Source organism: Agrobacterium sp. AGB01, assembly GCF_014851585.1.
Taxonomy (GTDB): domain Bacteria; phylum Pseudomonadota; class Alphaproteobacteria; order Rhizobiales; family Rhizobiaceae; genus Agrobacterium.
Map to the genome: position 1 here is coordinate 798,533 of NZ_JACVAB010000002.1, position 17,402 is coordinate 815,934.

Genomic DNA, 17,402 nt, shown 5'->3' on the forward strand with positions numbered 1-17,402 from the left:
CAGGTTTGCGTCCCTATAACGGGGTCGATATACCCGTTCAGCGCGAGCAATCGGCAGGGTGGGGGCGGGAGAATTCATAACACAAGAGGTATTGATGCCCTGGAGCAATCAAAATGGCGGCGGCGGCCCGTGGGGCGGCGGCGGTGGTAATAACCAAGGAGGCCCGTGGGGGCAGGGACCAAACCGTCCGCGTGGCGGCGGTGGTGGTGGTGGTGGAAATGGTGGCCCACCGGATCTGGAAGACATTATCCGACGCGGACAGGATCGTTTTCGCAACATATTGCCGGGTGGTTTTAATGGCGGTGTTGTTGCCATACTTGCGCTGGTGCTGATTGCTTTCGTTGCCATGCAGTCCATTTACACGGTGCAGCCAGATGAGCGCGGCGTTGAACTGCGTTTCGGCAAGCCGAAGGATGAAGTGTCCATGCCGGGCCTTCACTTCCATTTCTGGCCGATTGAAACGGTCGAAATCGTTAAGGTTACAGAGCAGCAGCAGAATATTGGTTCGCGTGCGACATCGTCGACCGGTACAGGCGTCATGCTTTCCGGCGACCAGAACATCGTGAACGTACAGTTCTCCGTGCTGTTTACCGTAACGGATCCAAAGTCTTATCTCTTCAACGTCGACACGCCTGCTGAAACCTTGCAACAGGTTTCCGAAAGCGCGATGCGTGAAGTTGTTGGTCGCCGTCCGGCGCAGGACATTTTCCGTGATAACCGCCAACAGATCGCTGCTGATGTTCGTAACATCATTCAGGCTACGATGGACGGTTACGGAGCTGGCCTTTCGATCAATGCTGTTGCTATCGAAGATGCAGCACCGCCTCGCGAAGTGGCAGATGCGTTTGACGAAGTGCAGCGTGCCGAGCAGGACGAAGACCGTTTCGTTGAAGAAGCCAACCAGTATGCCAACCAGAAGCTTGGTGCGGCACGCGGTCAGGCAGCTCAGATCCGCGAAGAAGCAAACGCTTACAAGAGCCGTGTTGTAAACGAAGCTCAGGGTGAAGCGCAGCGTTTCGTGTCCATCTATGATGAATACACCAAGGCACCTGATGTTACCCGTCAGCGTCTGTTCATCGAAACGATGGAACAGGTCATGAAGAGTACCAGCAAGATCATTATTGACGAGAAGCAGGGGGTTGTTCCTTACCTGCCGCTCAACGAGATTACACGCGGTGCCGCAGCGGCTGCCGCGACGCAGGGAGGCAACTAATATGAGCAATCGTCTCTCTGCACTCCTCGTTTTTATCGGCCTTGTGCTGTTCTTCGGTTATTCGTCGATTTTCGTGGTTACTGAACGTCAGCAGGCCATCGTGGTACGCTTCGGTCAGATCAAGGACGTGAAGACCGAACCAGGTCTGTACTTCAAGCTGCCATTCGCGTTCATGGACGCGGATCGTGTGCAGTACATTGAAAATCGCGCTCTGCGTTTCGATCATGACGACATCCGCGTGCAGGTTTCCGGCGGTAAGTTCTATGAGGTAGACGCATTCGTTGTTTACCGCATTACCGATGCTCGTCGTTTCCGTGAAACGGTTTCGGGTGACCAGATGTCTGCTGAAGCACGTCTTCGCACCCGCCTCGATGCCTCGCTTCGCCGGGTTTACGGTCTGCGCGGTTTCGAATCGGCCTTGTCTGATGCCCGTGCATCGATGATGCAGGAAGTTCGTGACGATCTGCGTCCTGACGCGGAATCGCTCGGTATCAGCATCGTGGATGTTCGCATTCGCCGTACTGACCTGACGCAGGAAGTCTCGCAGCAGACCTTCGAGCGTATGAAGGCTGAACGTCTGGCGGAAGCCGAACTGATCCGCGCTCGCGGTAATGAACAAGGTCAGCGCCGTCGCGCTATCGCCGACCGTCAGGTCGTCGAGCTGGAATCGGAAGCGCAGCGCGATTCCGAAGTCATGCGCGGTGAGGGCGATGCTGAAAGAAACCGTATTTTCGCGGATGCTTTCACGCGTGATCCGTCCTTCTTCGAGTTCTACCGTTCAATGGCTGCTTATGCTGCCTCGATGAACGGCAAGGACACGACGCTGGTTCTGTCACCAGATTCGCAGTTCTTCCGTTATTTCAACAACCTCTCGGGCACACTGCCGCAGCCACAGACACCGGCTGCACCGGCTGCGCCGGCTCCTGCCAACTGATCGATGTTGAAAGTCTGATAGGAAAAAGGCCGGTTTGATACCGGCCTTTTTTATTGCGAAAGATTTTTCAGGATTTGGATTGATGACGAAACAGACTGACGATGCGGTTCTGCTGCCAGTGCAAAAGCAACTGGAGGCTTACAATGCCCGCGACATCGACACGTTCATGCTGTGGTGGGCAGAGGATTGCCAATACTTCGCATTTCCCTCAACGCTTCTGGCGAACAGCGCCGCAGAAATTCGCTCTCGCCACGTTGAACGTTTCAAAGAACCTGATCTTCAGGGCAAGTTGTTGAGCCGTATATCCGTCGGCAATGTGGTGATCGACCATGAGACGGTGATCCGCAACTTCCCTCAGGGTAAAGGTGAAGTCGATGTGATTTGCATCTACGAAGTTGAAGATGGCAAGATCGCCAAAGCATGGTTCAAGCTTGGCGAACCTGTGATCTATGACGGCAATACTCGGCAAATATAGAGGAAAATGCTGTTGATCACGAAAAGGTATTTTTACACTTCATCATTCCGCCTTATGGTTGATGAATAGGATTGAGAGAAAGCTTGCATTCCCCGAATAAATCATGCGTTAAGCGGGAAGAATAAGTTTTTAGAATTCGATTTGCGGTTCACGACACGAGGATACCATGGCCCTGATACTGCGCTCGCCTTTCCGCTCCACCGTTTCCGTGGCAGCAGGAATTGCAATGTTGATGAACGGTCTGGTTTTGACGGTGCCAGCATATGCGCAAAGCCAGGGACCAGCCTCGGTTGCTGATCTTGCCGAGCCGTTGCTGGACGCTGTTGTCAATATTTCGACCTCGCAGAAGGTGAAAGAAACCGGCAAGGGTCCTGTGCCGCAGGTGCCTGAGGGTTCGCCGTTCCAGGAATTTTTCAAGGACTTCTTTGATGGCGAGCGTGAGCAGCAAGGTGGCCAGAAGGTCAACTCGCTTGGTTCCGGTTTCGTTATCGATCCCAAGGGGTTTGTTGTTACCAACAACCACGTCATCGAAGGTGCTGACGATATCGAGGTGGTTTTTCCAAACGGCTCGAAGCTGAAGGCAACACTTGTCGGTACCGATACCAAGACCGACCTTTCCGTTTTGAAGGTAGAGCCAAAGGTGCCGCTCAAGGCTGTGAAATTCGGTGATTCCCGCGCCATGCGCATTGGTGACTGGGTGATGGCCATTGGTAACCCGTTTGGCCTCGGTGGTTCGCTGTCCGTCGGCATCATTTCGGCGCGTGGCCGTAACATCAATGCTGGTCCTTACGACAACTTCATCCAGACGGATGCGGCGATCAACAAGGGTAACTCCGGTGGTCCGCTATTTAACCTCAAGGGTGAGGTTATCGGCATCAATACGGCGATCATTTCGCCAAGTGGCGGTTCCATCGGTATCGGTTTTGCCGTGCCGACCGAACTTGCCCAGAACATCGTCAATCAGTTGATCGAATTTGGTGAGACACGCCGCGGCTGGCTCGGTGTACGTGTGCAGCCTGTGACTGATGACGTGTCGGCAAGTCTTGGTCTTGATAGCACGAAGGGTGCGCTGATTTCTGGCGTCGTGAAGGGTGGTCCGGTTGAAAACGGTCCTATCGAGGCTGGCGACATCATTCTGAATTTTGACGGCAAGCCGGTCAATGAAATGCGTGATCTGCCGCGTGTTGTCGCTGAAAGCCCGGTTGGCAAGGAAGTAGACGTTATCATCGTGCGGGACGGCAAGCAGCAGACTGTAAAAGTCACGCTGGGCCGTCTGGACGATGCAGCTTCGGCCACGGAAGAGACAACACCGGAAGAGCAGACCGATGGTGACACCGGCAACGATATGACCCAGCAGGATGATGGTTCGCCGATGGTCGACGATCAGATGACTGATGGCAATGACGCGCCACAAAACGTGCTCGGCATGCAACTGGTGAAGTTGACCGACGAGTTGCGGACTGCACGTGGCATCGCGTCAAGCGTTGAAGGCGTGCTGGTCGAGAGCGTGACCGACGGTTCGGTTGCTGGCGAAAAGGGTGTGAAGTCCGGTGATATCATCGTTGAAGTTGGGCAGGACTTTATGGAAGTTCCCGGTGATGTGATGGTTCGCGTCAACGGTCTGAAATCCGAAGGTCGCAAGAACGCCCATATGATGATTGCCGATGCGCAGGGCAATCTGAGGTTCGTGGCTCTGCCGCTCGAATAGGCCGTCCTAAACCGAAAGTAAGAATCAAGAACCCCATGCAGATGATGATCTGCATGGGGTTTTGTTTTGAATTCCGCTGTGTGGCGTGACGCAGGTGTCAGGTCAAAAACTGTCGTTCGATTTCGATCAGTTTCTGTTTGCGCCATAGTCCACCGCCATATCCGGTCAAGGATCCGTCTGCGCCGATGACGCGGTGGCAGGGAATGATCAGCGCGATCTGGTTGGCGCCATTGGCGCGGGCAACGGCGCGCGTGGCGGTTGGTCTGCCAATCTGTTCGGCAATCTGGCTGTAACTGCGCACAGCGCCAGCCGGTATCTCACGCAAGGCATCCCAGACGGTGCGGGTAAATTCGCTGCCGTGGCAGGCGAGCGGTATCTTGAAGTCTGAGGACTTACCGGTGAAGTAAGCGTCCAGTTCCTTCTCCAGCACGTCGTGCGGTGGAAGACGACCAACACCGACACTGCCCTTTGACAGATCCACTAGTTTTTTCAGTTCAGCCGGAAGGGCTTTACGGTCGGCGAATTCCAGCAGGTGCAAGGACTTGTTGTCGGTGACGGCGATCATTGTGCCAAGCGGCGTGGTCAGCCAGTCTGCCTGCAGCAATGCATTGTCTGCCAACCGCCCTGGGACTTGCCCGAGCAGGCGCGAGAAGGCGACACGAAATGCGGTGGGAGATTCAAAGCCTGCATCCTGCTGGGCATCGATAACGCGGCCACCATCACCCAGCGTTTCGAAACCCTGCCGGAGCCGTTCCAGTCGTGCCATTTCCAGAAAGGTCATGCCGAAATGCCGCTTGAAGCTGCGGCGGACTGTGGAGGGGTCGAGGTTCAATCTCTCGACATCCTGTTCGCTCCAGCGATAACCGGGCTTGTCCTTCAAGGCATTTAGCAAGGTGGCAATGGCTGGATCAGCCTCTGCGGCCGGGCCGAGCGGGTGACATTTCAGACAGGCTCGAAAGCCGGCCGACATACATTCAGGCACGCTTGCAAAGAAGCGGCAATTCTCCGGCTTCGGCTTGCGGGCCGGGCAGGTGAGACGGCAGAATATTCCGGTCGAAGTTACCCCGACATAGGCGCGGCCATCATAGGACTGGTCGCGCTCCAGAAGAGCCTTGTAGAGTGTTTGGGTGTCAGGAAGAGCAAACAACATGGCTCTTATTAAATCACATCCGTCATGGCTGTAGCCTGAAATCGGGCGTGCATTTTTAAAAAGCTCAAACTGACCGATCAAACCATTGTTGGCGCGTCATCGCATAGGTCACATGCCGTTTCAGGTGCGGATGGGTGTCGGGCACGCGCGGATGGTCAAAGTCGCGCTCGGGGCTGCGAAATAGGCCAAGTCGTTTCATGACGGCAGTCGAGCGGTTGTTGACTTCAACCGCAAAGGATACCACTTCCGGCATTGCTTTTTCTTCAAACGCATTGGCCAGCAGGGCATTGGCAGCTTCTGTTGCGTAACCATTACCCCAGAAACGGGTGGCGAAACGCCAGCCAATTTCCATGGTGCCAAAGGGGAATATGCCCTTCATGTCGACGGGGGCAATGCCACAGAACCCCATCGGCTCCTGGCTTTCGCGCAGCTCCACCGCGTAGAAACCAAAGCCGGTTGCGCGGATCATGTCGTTGACACGCTCAAGGGCAGCATCGGCGGCCTCATAGCTGTGGCGAAACGGAAAAAACTCCATGACCTTTTCGTCAGCGTTGATCTCACGGAAAAGATTGCGATCGCTCTCTTTCCATTCGCGCAGGATCAGGCGTGGCGTTTCAAGCATCATCAAGCGGTAACAAAATCCGATTTGCGATAACCCTGAATATAAAGAAGGGCGGTCAGATCGCCGTGGTCAATGCGAATTTTTGCTTCGGCGGCAACGGCGGGCTTGGCGTGAATGGCAACGCCAGAACCGGCAAGGCCGAGCATACCGAGATCGTTTGCGCCGTCACCGACGGCGATGGCATCATCGGTTGAGATGCCAAGCTTGCCAGCGATGTCGATCAGCGAATCGACCTTTGCCTGTTTGCCAAGAATTGGTTCTGCGACCGTGCCATCCAGAGCGCCGTTTTCTTCGCCCAGCAGATTGGCGCGGTTTTCGTCAAAGCCCAACATGTCGGCCACGCGGCTGGTAAAGACGGTGAAGCCGCCGGACACCAGCGCCGTGTAATGGCCCTTTGCCTTCATGGTGGCGATCAGTTCCTTGCCGCCCGGTGTCAGGGTAATGCGCTTTTCAATGACATCATCAACAACGGAAACCGGCAGACCTTTGAGCAGGGCAACACGTTCGCGAAGCGCAGGTTCAAAGGCGATCTCGCCATTCATGGCACGGGCAGTAATGGCGGAAACCTTGTCTTTCAGGCCTACTTCGGCTGCCAGCTCGTCAATGCACTCCTGGCCGATCATGGTCGAATCCATATCGGCGATCAGCAGTTTCTTGCGGCGGGTGTCCTGGTCCTGAATGACGATGTCGACAGGCGCGCCATCAAGGGCTGTTTCAACTGTCTGGCGGGCTGCCGTTGCATCCGTGCCATCAGCAAGTACGATATCGCATGCTATGCCATCTGCCAGCCAATAAAGACCGGAAGCATTGAGTGCCTTTGCCACCTTTTCTCCAAGGGCCGAAGTAACGACAGGATTTGACGGATTGGCAATAAGCGTGGCAACGAGAGCCATGATGAAAAACCTTGATGACGATATCGATGCGATCCTGATAACCGGACCGACGGCCAGCGGCAAGTCCGCGCTTGCACTTCGTCTGGCGCGGGAGCGCAATGGTGTGGTGATAAATGCCGACAGTATGCAGGTTTACGATACGCTGCAGGTGTTGTCGGCCCGCCCGTCCGAGGCGGAGATGGAAGGCGTTCCGCACTTTCTCTATGGCCATGTGCCGGCAAGCCAGCTTTATTCCACCGGCGAGTGGCTGCGGGATGTGACCGCACGTCTCGAACAGTTGAAAAGCCAAGGACGTTTTCCGGTTTTTGTCGGAGGCACCGGACTTTATTTCAAGGCGCTGACCGGCGGGCTTTCCAACATGCCCGCCGTGCCCGACGATATTCGCGATGTGTATCGCACGCGCCTTGCCAATGAAGGTTCGGCTGCGTTGCATGCCGAGCTGGCGCAGCAGGACCCTGAAGTCGCCGCAGTGCTGAATGTGCAGGACGGGCAACGTATCGTGCGGGCACTTGAAATATTCAACGCGACCGGCCAATCGATCGCCCATTTTCAGGGAACCAGCGGCCCCGTCATCGTCGATCCGGCGCGGGCGCAAAAATTCGTGGTGCTGCCGGAGCGGGCGGTGCTGCATGACCGTATCAACAGGCGGTTTGAACTTATGATGGAGAATGGCGCGGTAGAAGAGGTTCAGGCCATTCTGGCACTTAACCTTGCACCGGATGCAACGGCAATGAAGGCTATCGGTGTATCGCAGATTGCCGAGATGCTGGCCGGACGTTTGACACGCGAAGAGGCGATTGAGCGGGCGTCTGCTGCAACCCGCCAATATGCCAAACGGCAGATGACATGGTTCCGCAACCAGATGGGCGATGATTGGGAGCGGATCGCGCCCTGATCAATCCTTGCGATACAGGCTTCCGAGTGGCTTTTTCAACAAGCTTTCTCTCAGCGAACCAACCTTTGGCAGGCCGGACGAGGTGCCCGGCTGCTGATTGGTAGTAGCGCTTTTGAAGGCGCTGGTACCGGGCAGCATTTCCGGCCGGTAGGGCTCATAGGACTGGTCGGATTCCGCTGAGCGGATTTCCTTGTTCCAGCTTTCCAGTTCCGCTTCACTGGCCATCTCGTCGTAACTATCCTGCGCCAGTTCCGCGAAATGATCCTGTTCTGACGTACCATAGGTCGCTTCAAAACTTTGCTGGAAGTTGGAAATGTCGGGACCTGCCTTGGAGCGCATACGGCTGACGATGGTGCTGAGGTCCATGGTGCCCGGAGTTGGGTCTTCAATCCTGCTCGAGGCGATTGCGGCCTTTGGCAGATTGCCCGCTGCAAGGCGGGTAAACTTCATGCGCATCGGTACGGCAATCGCTTCACCAAAGGCAATGGCCTCACCGTTGCCGATGGAAGACAGGAAGCTCATGGTCGATAGCGACGAATTGGGCATGGCCGAGCGGATGATATCCTGGTCCCGCTCATTGGAAAGGCGCATGGCAAACAGTGTCGAACACTGCGAAAGAATGGTCTGGTCGAGTTCACCCGGACGCTGGGTAATCACACCAAGCGACACACCATATTTACGGCCTTCCTTGGCAATACGGGCAATGGCCTGACGGGTTGGAACGAAGCCAAGCTCCTGATCGGCGGGTACGTAACGGTGTGCTTCTTCACACACCACCAGCATGTGAATGGCGCCGTTGCTCCACAGGGCAAGTTCGAATGCCATGCGGCACAGCACGGACACTACCGAGTTGACGACTTCTGATGGAATGCCGGCAAGCTGGAAGGTGGAGATTGGTTTGCCATTGCCGGGAATACGGAAGATGTGGGCAATGGTCTCCATGATCGTGTCGCTGATCGTGCTGTTGGAGAACATGAAGTGGTAGCGTGGATCATTGATTGCGGAAATGATCCGCATTTTCAATGAACGCAGGAACGGCTTGTCGCTGCGGCCTTCAAGGCGACCGATACGTTCATCGATCAAGGCCAGCAGGTCGGCAATACGGTAAGGGACTGGCGTATCAGCGGTGATGGAACTTTTGTCCGACGGGCGGCGCATAGGCGCGCTTTCGGAACCGCGAAACGCCCGTTTGGCGTCAGGAATAATGTCACGCAGTACATCGAGTTCTTCCGGTATCGGCTTACGGCCGCGGAACAGAACCTCGGCAAATTCCTCAAGCCGCATTAGCCAGAAGGGCAGGTCGAGCGTGTCGGTGTCGATCACAACAGAATGTTTGGGGAATGCGGCAGCAAATTCATTATGCGGATCGAGAATCAGCACACGCAGTTTCGGGTCGGCCTCGATTGCCTTTTGCAGCAGCAGGGAGACTGCGCTCGATTTACCGACACCCGTCGAGCCGACAACCGCAAAGTGCTTCGACAACATCGAGGGAATATGAATGGCGGCATCAATGGCCTCGTCCTGCGAGAGACGACCGACGATGCAGGTGCTGTCCTGTCCACTATCATAGATGCGGATCAGGTCGGCGGAACGGATACGGTGAACGATGGCGCCCAGATGCGGATATTGCGAAATGCCTGTGGTGAAGATTTCGCTGCCGTCGGGCTGGCGCTGGATTTCACCGAGAATTTCAGCTTCGACATTGAAGTTGTTGTTTTCGTTTTCCCGCCACTGATGGTGTTGGGTATTCATGGCGTAGGTCAGGGCAATCACGCGGTTCTGGCCGACCGCAATGGCAATCAGTCGCCCAACGGACCACAGTTCCGTCAGGTCGGTTTTCCCGTCGGCAGCGACGCTCGACAGGGTGGCGCGCGAACCGGTGCAAGACACGACACGGCCCAGCATACGGTTGGCTGCGCTATGTTCATCGCGTCTGTCTTGCTCTCCGGCCGTTGCCGATTTGCGAAGGTCGTCGTTGAACATGTTTTTCCCTGAACTTGTCTTGCTATTTTTTGTTGGGAAAAAGCTACCGGTTCGACTTTAATAACTCGTAAGGATTTTGCGAAACTTTCTTACGGAAAATGCCGTTTTCTGGAACGAAATGAAATAGAAGCTGATTTTTTTAGCAACATACGTTGACGGATAATGCTTTTCTGGCTAACACTCCGACCCATGAAAAATCTTAACGTACTTATCGTGGTGGGACGGCGCATGGGCAGGATGGTGTAACCATCCGGCGAAAGCTCCCATGCGCTAAAACAGGCTCCTCAAGGGGCCTTTTTTTATGTCTCGAAACGGGCCAACTGGTCCAACGATATTCCAAAGCCAGAAGCGGGATGGAAAAGGCAATGACGGATAAGGAAACCACAGACAACAGCAACCGTATGACAGGAGCGGAAATTGTTCTCCAGGCGTTGAAGGACAACGGCGTGGAACACATTTTCGGTTATCCTGGCGGTGCTGTGCTTCCAATCTATGACGAGATTTTCCAGCAGGACGACATTCAGCACATTCTCGTCCGTCATGAGCAGGGCGCAGGCCACGCGGCAGAGGGTTACGCCCGCTCCACTGGCAAGGTTGGCGTCATGCTTGTTACCTCCGGTCCAGGTGCCACCAACGCAGTCACACCGTTGCAGGACGCGTTGATGGACAGCATTCCGCTGGTTTGCATTTCCGGCCAGGTCCCTACATCTCTCATCGGTTCTGACGCGTTTCAGGAGTGTGACACCGTCGGTATTACGCGCCCTTGCACCAAGCACAACTGGCTGGTCAAGGATGTAAACGAGCTGGCTGGCATCATCCACGAAGCGTTCCGCATCGCACAGTCCGGCCGTCCGGGTCCTGTTGTTGTCGACGTCCCCAAGGATATCCAGTTTGCCACCGGCACATATACGCCGCCGTCGGCAGCCGTTTCCAAGAACAATTACAAGCCGAAGCTTCAGGGCGACGTTCATGCGGCCCAGGCTGCGGTTGAATTGATGGCGCAGGCCAAGCGTCCGGTTTTCTACACCGGCGGCGGCGTTATCAACTCCGGTCCGGAAGCAACCCGTTTGCTGCGCGAACTGGTTGAACTGACTGGTTTCCCAATCACGTCGACACTGATGGGTCTGGGTGCCTATCCGGCCTCTGGCGACAAGTGGCTGGGCATGCTGGGCATGCACGGTTCCTACGAAGCCAACATGGCCATGCATGATTGCGACGTCATGATCTGCGTCGGCGCACGTTTCGATGACCGTATTACCGGCCGTCTCAACGCGTTTTCGCCAAATTCCAAGAAGATCCACATCGATATCGATCCGTCGTCGATCAACAAGAACGTGCGCGTTGATTTGCCGATCATTGGCGATGTTGCCCATGTTCTGGAAGACATGGTTCGCCTGTGGCGCGCCATGGCAAAGAAGCCGGAAAAGGCACAGACACAAGAGTGGAACGAGCAGGTTGATCGCTGGCGTGCCCGCAATTCCTTTGCCTATAAGAACTCCAAAGACGTCATCATGCCGCAATACGCGCTTCAGCGCCTGTATGAGGCATCCAAGGGTCGTGACACCTTCATCACCACTGAAGTCGGCCAGCACCAGATGTGGGCGGCCCAGTTCTTCGGTTTTGAAAAGCCAAACCATTGGATGACGTCAGGCGGCCTCGGCACTATGGGTTACGGCCTGCCTGCCGCTATTGGTGTTCAGGTTGCGCATCCGGAAGCTCTGGTTATCGATATTGCCGGTGATGCCTCAATCCAGATGTGCATTCAGGAAATGTCCTGCGCCATCCAGTATAACCTGCCGGTCAAGATCTTCATTCTGAACAACCAGTATATGGGCATGGTCCGCCAGTGGCAGCAGCTGCTGCACGGCAACCGTCTGTCCAACTCCTACACCGAAGCAATGCCTGACTTCGTCAAGCTGGCGGAAGCCTACGGTGCCGTTGGCATGTATTGCGACGATCCGAAGGAACTGGACGACAAGATCGCCGAGATGATTGCGGTCAACAAGCCGGTTATCTTCGATTGCCGCGTTGCCAACCTTGCCAACTGCTTCCCGATGATTCCGTCGGGCAAGGCCCACAATGAAATGCTTCTGCCGGACGAAGCGACCGACGAAGCCGTTGCCAACGCTATCGATGCCAAGGGCCGTCAGCTCGTTTAAGGATCGGGAGGAACATAGATATGAACGCACACCTACAACCCACCGGCTCCGCATACTTCATTTCGAAGGAAACCGCTGCCATTGAAAACCACACGCTTTCGGTTCTCGTCAGCAACGAGCCGGGTGTTCTGGCCCGCGTGATCGGCCTTTTCTCCGGTCGTGGCTACAACATCGAAAGCCTGACGGTTTCCGAAACCGAACATGAGGCGCATCTGTCGCGCATCACCATCGTCACGCGCGGCACACCGCTGGTTCTCGAGCAGATCAAGGCGCAGCTTGAACGTATCGTTCCGGTCTACCGTGTTGTTGACCTGACGGTGCGTGCCCGTGAACTGGGGCAGGAGCGTCCGATTGAACGTGAAGTGGCGCTTCTCAAGGTTGTCGGCGGCGGTGAAGACCGTGCCGAAGCCCTGCGTCTGGCCGATGCCTTCCACGCCAAGGTGGTTGATGCAACGGTTGAGCACTTCATTTTCGAGATCACCGGCAAGTCCTCGAAGATCGACCAGTTCGTCGCCATCATCAAGCCACTCGGCCTGATCGAAGTGTGCCGTACCGGTATCGCTGCCATGAACCGTGGTTCGCAGGGCATGTAATCCTGCCGGAACAAAATGACCTCAAGGCCGTTCGCAACACATCGTTGCGGGCGGCTTTTTTGTTTGAAAGAATGCCTTGGACACGTGGTGCGTGATACTCAGATCAAGGGGCGTAGTTTTCATTCATGATAAAACCGGAAGCCCTGCTTTATCCCACGCCGGATGGTCTCTATTGCCCGCAAGGGGATTTCCATATCGACCCAGTGCGTCCGGTGCGTAGGGCGCTGATAACCCACGGCCATTCGGACCATGCCCGCGCAGGTCATCAGCATGTTCTCGCGACCCGCCAGACGCTCGATATCATGCGCATTCGCTACGGCGAGGATTTCTGCGGAAGCGAGCAGGCGATTGCGCACGGTGAAACCGTCGATATCAACGGCGTCGCCATCCGTTATTATCCGGCAGGCCATGTGCTGGGGTCGGCGCAGATCGCGGTGGAAAAATCTGGAACACGCATCGTGGCATCCGGTGACTACAAGCGCAGCCCGGATCCAACCTGCGAAGATTTCGTGCCTGTTACCTGTGATGTGTTCATTACCGAGGCAACCTTTGGTCTACCGGTTTTTCACCATCCGAACCCGAGAGATGAAATGGCGAAACTGCTGCAGTCGCTGAAGCAGTTTCCAGAGCGCACTCACATCATCGGCGCCTATGCGCTGGGCAAGGCGCAGCGCGTCATCATGCTGCTGCGCAATGCCGGATATGATGCGCCGATCTATATCCACGGTGCGCTTGCCAGGCTGTGCGACTATTATCTGTCGCAGGGCATCCCGCTTGGGGATTTGCGACCAGCAACCGTGGAAAAACAGGACGCAGGCATATTCAAGGGCGCTGTTGTCATCGGGCCGCCCTCGGCCTTTGCCGATCGCTGGGCGCGGCGTTTTTCTGATCCGGTGCCGGCCTTTGCATCCGGCTGGATGATGGTGCGCCAGCGGGCGCGGCAACGGGGCGTGGAACTGCCGCTGGTGATTTCCGACCATTGCGACTGGCCTGAACTGACGCAGACGATCCGTGATACCGGCGCCGGTAATATCTGGGTGACGCATGGTCGTGAGGAGGCACTGGTGCGCTGGTGTGAGCTGCACGGCATTGCCGCCAAACCGCTGAATCTTGTCGGTTACGAAGACGAGGGGGATTGAGAGACATATGTATGCTTTCGCCCAACTTCTTGATCGTCTGGTTCTGACACCATCCCGCAATGCCAAGCTAACATTGCTGACCGATTATTTTCGCGCCACACCTGACCCTGACCGGGGTATTGCGTTGGCTGCCTTGGCAGGCACGCTTGACCTCAAGGGTGTCAAACCGGCCATGATCCGCGAGCTTGTACTTGAGCGCATGGATGAGGTACTTTTTCGCTACTCCTATGACTATGTTGGTGACCTTGCCGAGACCGTTGCGCTGGTCTGGGATCAGGGTGAGATAAAACCGGAAAAGTCGGGTCAAGACCTGTCGTTGGGCGAAGTCGTGCAGCAAATGCAGACGCTTGGCAAAAGGGAAATCCGCAATGCGGTACGTGGCTTGCTGGACAGGCTGGATACATCAGGCCGGTTCGCCTTCCTCAAGCTTGTCACCGGTGGTTTGCGTATCGGGGTGTCTGCCCGTCTGGCAAAACAGGCGCTGGCGGAACTCGGCTCGAAAGACATCATCGAGATCGAGACGCTGTGGCACGGTTTGAAGCCGCCCTATGAACCGCTGTTTGCGTGGCTTGAGGGTAAAAGTGACCGGCCAGTTCTGGCAACGCCTGCGATTTTCCATTCCGTCATGTTGTCCACGCCGGTCGGCGACAATGATCTCGATGCGCTTGATCCGGTGGATTACGCCGCCGAATGGAAGTGGGATGGCATTCGTGTGCAGTTGTCGCGCGCGTCCGGCACATGCCGCCTTTATTCGCGTTCCGGAGATGATATCTCAAATGCATTCCCTGACATTGTCGACGCGGCGGATTTTACCGGTGTAATAGATGGCGAGTTGCTGGTGGGAGGCACATTCACCTCGAACCGGCCAACTGCCAGCTTTTCCGATCTGCAACAGCGGCTAAACCGCAAGACGGTCTCCGGTCGCATGTTGCAGGATTATCCAGCCTTCATTCGCGCTTACGATCTTTTGTTTGAGGATGATGTCGATATTCGCGGCCAGAGCTTTGTCGAGCGACGTCAGAAGCTGGAAAGCCTGATTGCTGGGGCAAAGCCGGACCGGTTCGACCTGTCGCCACTTGTACCATTTACCTCATGGGCTGAACTGGAGCGGCTGCGCGCCGATCCACCGGATGCGGTGATCGAAGGCATCATGCTCAAGCGGCTGGATAGCACCTATCAGGCCGGGCGGGCAAAGGGACCGTGGTTCAAGTGGAAACGTGACCCTTATAATGTCGATGCGGTGTTGATGTATGCGCAGCGCGGCCACGGCAAACGCTCCAGCTATTATTCCGATTTTACTTTCGGTGTCTGGATGTCCGGCGAGGATGGCGATCAGCTGGTTCCTGTCGGCAAGGCCTATTTCGGTTTTACCGATGCCGAGCTGGATGTGTTGGACAAGTTTGTACGCGACAATACGGTGGAGCGGTTTGGACCGGTGCGCTCCATTCGCGCCGAACCGGATTTCGGATTTGTCGTCGAAGTGGCTTTTGAGGGCATCAACCGGTCCGGACGTCACAAGTCAGGGGTCGCCATGCGCTTTCCACGTATCTCGCGTTTGCGAACCGACAAACTGCCACGGGAGGCTGACAGGCTGGAAACGCTGGTCGCCATGATTGACGGCGGAGCCAACTTGCCAATCTGATTCATGTTTGTGGCATTTTGATTCAGGAAACAGGCTCAACATACTGAAAAGCCTCCCGCAATGTCTGTTGCGGGAGGCTTTGTTATTTGTGTCAGATGACTGAATCAGCCGAATTTACGACCAAAGGACGAGGCCAGTTTCTGTCCCAATGCGCGGGCCGGAGACTGTACTGGTGTGGAATATTCATTGGCTGTGGCAATGCCATACGAGTTGCCATTATCCAGTTTGAACTGCGACAGCAGCGATGTCAGCGCAGCGGCCTGTGTGGCAAGGCTGTTGCTGGCTGCAGTCGATTGCTCGACCATTGCGGCGTTCTGCTGGGTGCCCTGATCCATCTGGTTGACGGAGGTATTGATCTCCGAAAGGCCGGTCGACTGTTCCTTGGCAGAGGTGACAATCGAATGGACGTGGCGGTTGATTTCCTGAACTTCCGCGACGATGGATTCCAGTGTGCGGCCTGTTTCACCGACTAGTTCGACACCCTGGCGAACCTGCTCGCTGGACGTAGTGATCAGCGCCTTGATCTCTTTTGCGGCTTTGGCAGAGCGCTGTGCCAGTTCGCGTACTTCCTGGGCAACGACGGCAAAGCCCTTGCCAGCTTCACCGGCACGTGCTGCTTCCACACCGGCATTCAGCGCCAGGAGGTTGGTCTGGAACGCAATGTCATCGATTACACCGATGATGTTGCTAATCTCGTTGGATGAGCTTTCGATGCCCTGCATGGCGACGACCGCTTTGCGGACAACCTGACCGGACTGTTCAGCGCCGACACGGGTCTGCGATACCAGCTCACCGGCTTCGCTGGCGCGAACGGCGGAATCCTTGACGGCGGTGGTCACCTGCTCAAGGGCTGCTGCAGTTTCTTCAACTGATGCGGCCTGCTGTTCGGTACGCTTGGAGAGGTCTTCGGCGGCGGAGCGGATTTCATTTGCGCCCGCATCGATCATGCGGGCGTTGTCGCCAATCGAGCTGAGAACGCCATGCAACTTGGCAATGGAGGTATTGAAGCTGGTACGCAGCTGATCCAGCTGACCGGCAAACTTTTCCTCGATGCGGTAGACCATGTCACCCGCTGCCAGACGGTCGAGCGCCGTGCCGAGATTATCGACGGCAAACAGAACTTCGGCAGCTTCACGGGCCTTTTGCTCTTCGCGGGAAAGGCGCTCTTTTTCGCTGAGGCTGCGGTTGGCTTCGGTTTCGTGCTCCAGACGTTCACGCTCAATGGCGTTCTGGCGGAACACCGTAACAGCGGCAGACATATCGCCAATTTCATCCTTGCGGCCACTATGCGGAATGGTGCTGGCGTTATCGCCTGCGGCCAGCTTGTTCATGGCATCGGTGATCTCGGTGATCGGACGGGAAATACGGATATGGCTCAGCACTGCTGCGGCGATCGCGATCAGCGTTGAAACGATGATCGACAAAATGGTGACAGTGTTGGCAAAGCTCGCCGTCTTTTGTGCGCCAGCTGCTGCTTCCCGACCGAGGCTGCTGTTCAGATCAAGGGTGTCGTTCATCTTGGCAACGGCTTCCTGACCCATCGGCGTCAGGGTTTGCTGGATGTAACCCTTGGCTTCGTAGAGTTGGCCATTGTTGATATATTCGATGAATGCCGCGCCAGCGGCTTCATATTCAGTGACGGATTTTTCCGCGATGGCGAATTTTTCCACCAAGGCTGGCGAGGTGATCGTTGCGCCAAATTCATCGGCAGCCTTTTTGCGGTCTGCCTGTGCCTTGTGAATGGATGCGATTGCCGCATCGACTTCCTCAATCGTGCCGGCACTCATACCCTGCACATAGGCGCGTCTTACGTCGCCGAACAGCATGTTGATTTGCGACAAAACTTCGGACCGGGCCAGGCGATGATTGACGCCTTCCGTTGCATCCTTCAGGTTTGAAATTGAATTGAGGGCAATTGCTCCTTGCGCGACGCCAAGCACAACGAGAAGGCCAAATAGGCTGGGGAGGAGTGTCTTGATTTTCATGTTTGTCAGCT

The 17,402-nt window shown here is 55.9% G+C and carries 14 protein-coding genes; 9 read left to right on the plus strand and 5 right to left on the minus strand.

The window, feature by feature from the left end; all coding sequences use genetic code 11:
- Nucleotides 1-94: 94 nt before the first annotated feature.
- The 4 genes from hflK to IB237_RS10450 all read left to right on the plus strand — a co-directional run bounded on the left by hflK (nt 95) and on the right by IB237_RS10450 (nt 4,330).
- Nucleotides 95-1,213, plus strand: a complete 1,119-nt coding sequence (hflK, locus tag IB237_RS10435) for an FtsH protease activity modulator HflK (RefSeq protein ID WP_192488559.1) — start codon at nt 95-97, stop codon at nt 1,211-1,213.
- A 1-nt stretch (nt 1,214) separates the two neighbouring features.
- Entirely contained in the window at nt 1,215-2,147 is a 933-nt protein-coding gene (hflC, locus tag IB237_RS10440; RefSeq protein ID WP_192488560.1) for a protease modulator HflC, read from the plus strand.
- Nucleotides 2,148-2,229: 82 nt separating this feature from the next.
- Nucleotides 2,230-2,622, plus strand: coding sequence for a nuclear transport factor 2 family protein (locus IB237_RS10445; protein WP_192488561.1), 393 nt, complete (start codon nt 2,230-2,232; stop codon nt 2,620-2,622).
- 166 nt (nt 2,623-2,788) lie between these two features.
- Nucleotides 2,789-4,330: a Do family serine endopeptidase gene (locus IB237_RS10450; RefSeq protein WP_192488562.1), complete on the plus strand. Its 1,542-nt coding sequence runs from the start codon at nt 2,789-2,791 to the stop codon at nt 4,328-4,330.
- A gap of 97 nt (nt 4,331-4,427) precedes the next feature.
- On the opposite strand, the gene IB237_RS10455 is transcribed toward IB237_RS10450, so the two are convergent.
- From IB237_RS10455 to serB, 3 genes are all read right to left on the minus strand, one after another.
- Nucleotides 4,428-5,480: a bifunctional transcriptional activator/DNA repair enzyme AdaA gene (locus tag IB237_RS10455; protein ID WP_192488563.1), complete on the minus strand. Its 1,053-nt coding sequence runs from the start codon at nt 5,478-5,480 to the stop codon at nt 4,428-4,430.
- 64 nt (nt 5,481-5,544) lie between these two features.
- Nucleotides 5,545-6,108 carry a GNAT family N-acetyltransferase gene (locus IB237_RS10460; protein WP_192488564.1) on the minus strand — a complete coding sequence of 188 codons (564 nt, stop codon included), beginning with the start codon at nt 6,106-6,108 and terminating at the stop codon, nt 5,545-5,547.
- The gene (serB, locus tag IB237_RS10465; protein ID WP_192488565.1) at nt 6,105-6,995 is read right to left on the minus strand and encodes a phosphoserine phosphatase SerB; all 891 of its coding nucleotides are present in this window, start codon (nt 6,993-6,995) and stop codon (nt 6,105-6,107) included. The genes IB237_RS10460 and serB overlap by 4 nt, the downstream gene beginning before the upstream one ends.
- Between serB and miaA the strand changes: the two genes are divergently transcribed.
- Nucleotides 6,994-7,890 (plus strand): tRNA (adenosine(37)-N6)-dimethylallyltransferase MiaA, encoded by an 897-nt coding sequence (gene miaA / locus IB237_RS10470; protein ID WP_192488566.1) that lies wholly within the window; start codon nt 6,994-6,996, stop codon nt 7,888-7,890. The genes serB and miaA overlap by 2 nt on opposite strands.
- Here the strand turns inward: miaA and IB237_RS10475 are convergent, their stop codons facing one another.
- Nucleotides 7,891-9,873 carry an ATP-binding protein gene (locus IB237_RS10475; RefSeq protein ID WP_192488567.1) on the minus strand — a complete coding sequence of 661 codons (1,983 nt, stop codon included), beginning with the start codon at nt 9,871-9,873 and terminating at the stop codon, nt 7,891-7,893.
- Between the two features lie 365 nt (nt 9,874-10,238).
- On the opposite strand from IB237_RS10475, the gene IB237_RS10480 reads away from it, so the two are divergent.
- The 4 genes from IB237_RS10480 to IB237_RS10495 all read left to right on the plus strand — a co-directional run bounded on the left by IB237_RS10480 (nt 10,239) and on the right by IB237_RS10495 (nt 15,406).
- A complete protein-coding gene (locus tag IB237_RS10480) occupies nt 10,239-12,032 on the plus strand; it encodes an acetolactate synthase 3 large subunit (RefSeq protein ID WP_192488568.1) in 1,794 nt (597 codons plus the stop codon).
- 20 nt (nt 12,033-12,052) lie between these two features.
- Entirely contained in the window at nt 12,053-12,625 is a 573-nt protein-coding gene (gene ilvN, locus IB237_RS10485) for an acetolactate synthase small subunit (RefSeq protein ID WP_192488569.1), read from the plus strand.
- A gap of 128 nt (nt 12,626-12,753) precedes the next feature.
- Nucleotides 12,754-13,764: a ligase-associated DNA damage response exonuclease gene (locus tag IB237_RS10490; protein WP_192488876.1), complete on the plus strand. Its 1,011-nt coding sequence runs from the start codon at nt 12,754-12,756 to the stop codon at nt 13,762-13,764.
- A gap of 7 nt (nt 13,765-13,771) precedes the next feature.
- Nucleotides 13,772-15,406, plus strand: a complete 1,635-nt coding sequence (locus tag IB237_RS10495) for a cisplatin damage response ATP-dependent DNA ligase (RefSeq protein ID WP_192488570.1) — start codon at nt 13,772-13,774, stop codon at nt 15,404-15,406.
- Between the two features lie 104 nt (nt 15,407-15,510).
- Here the strand turns inward: IB237_RS10495 and IB237_RS10500 are convergent, their stop codons facing one another.
- Nucleotides 15,511-17,391, minus strand: a complete 1,881-nt coding sequence (locus IB237_RS10500; protein WP_192488571.1) for a methyl-accepting chemotaxis protein — start codon at nt 17,389-17,391, stop codon at nt 15,511-15,513.
- Nucleotides 17,392-17,402 lie beyond the last annotated feature (11 nt).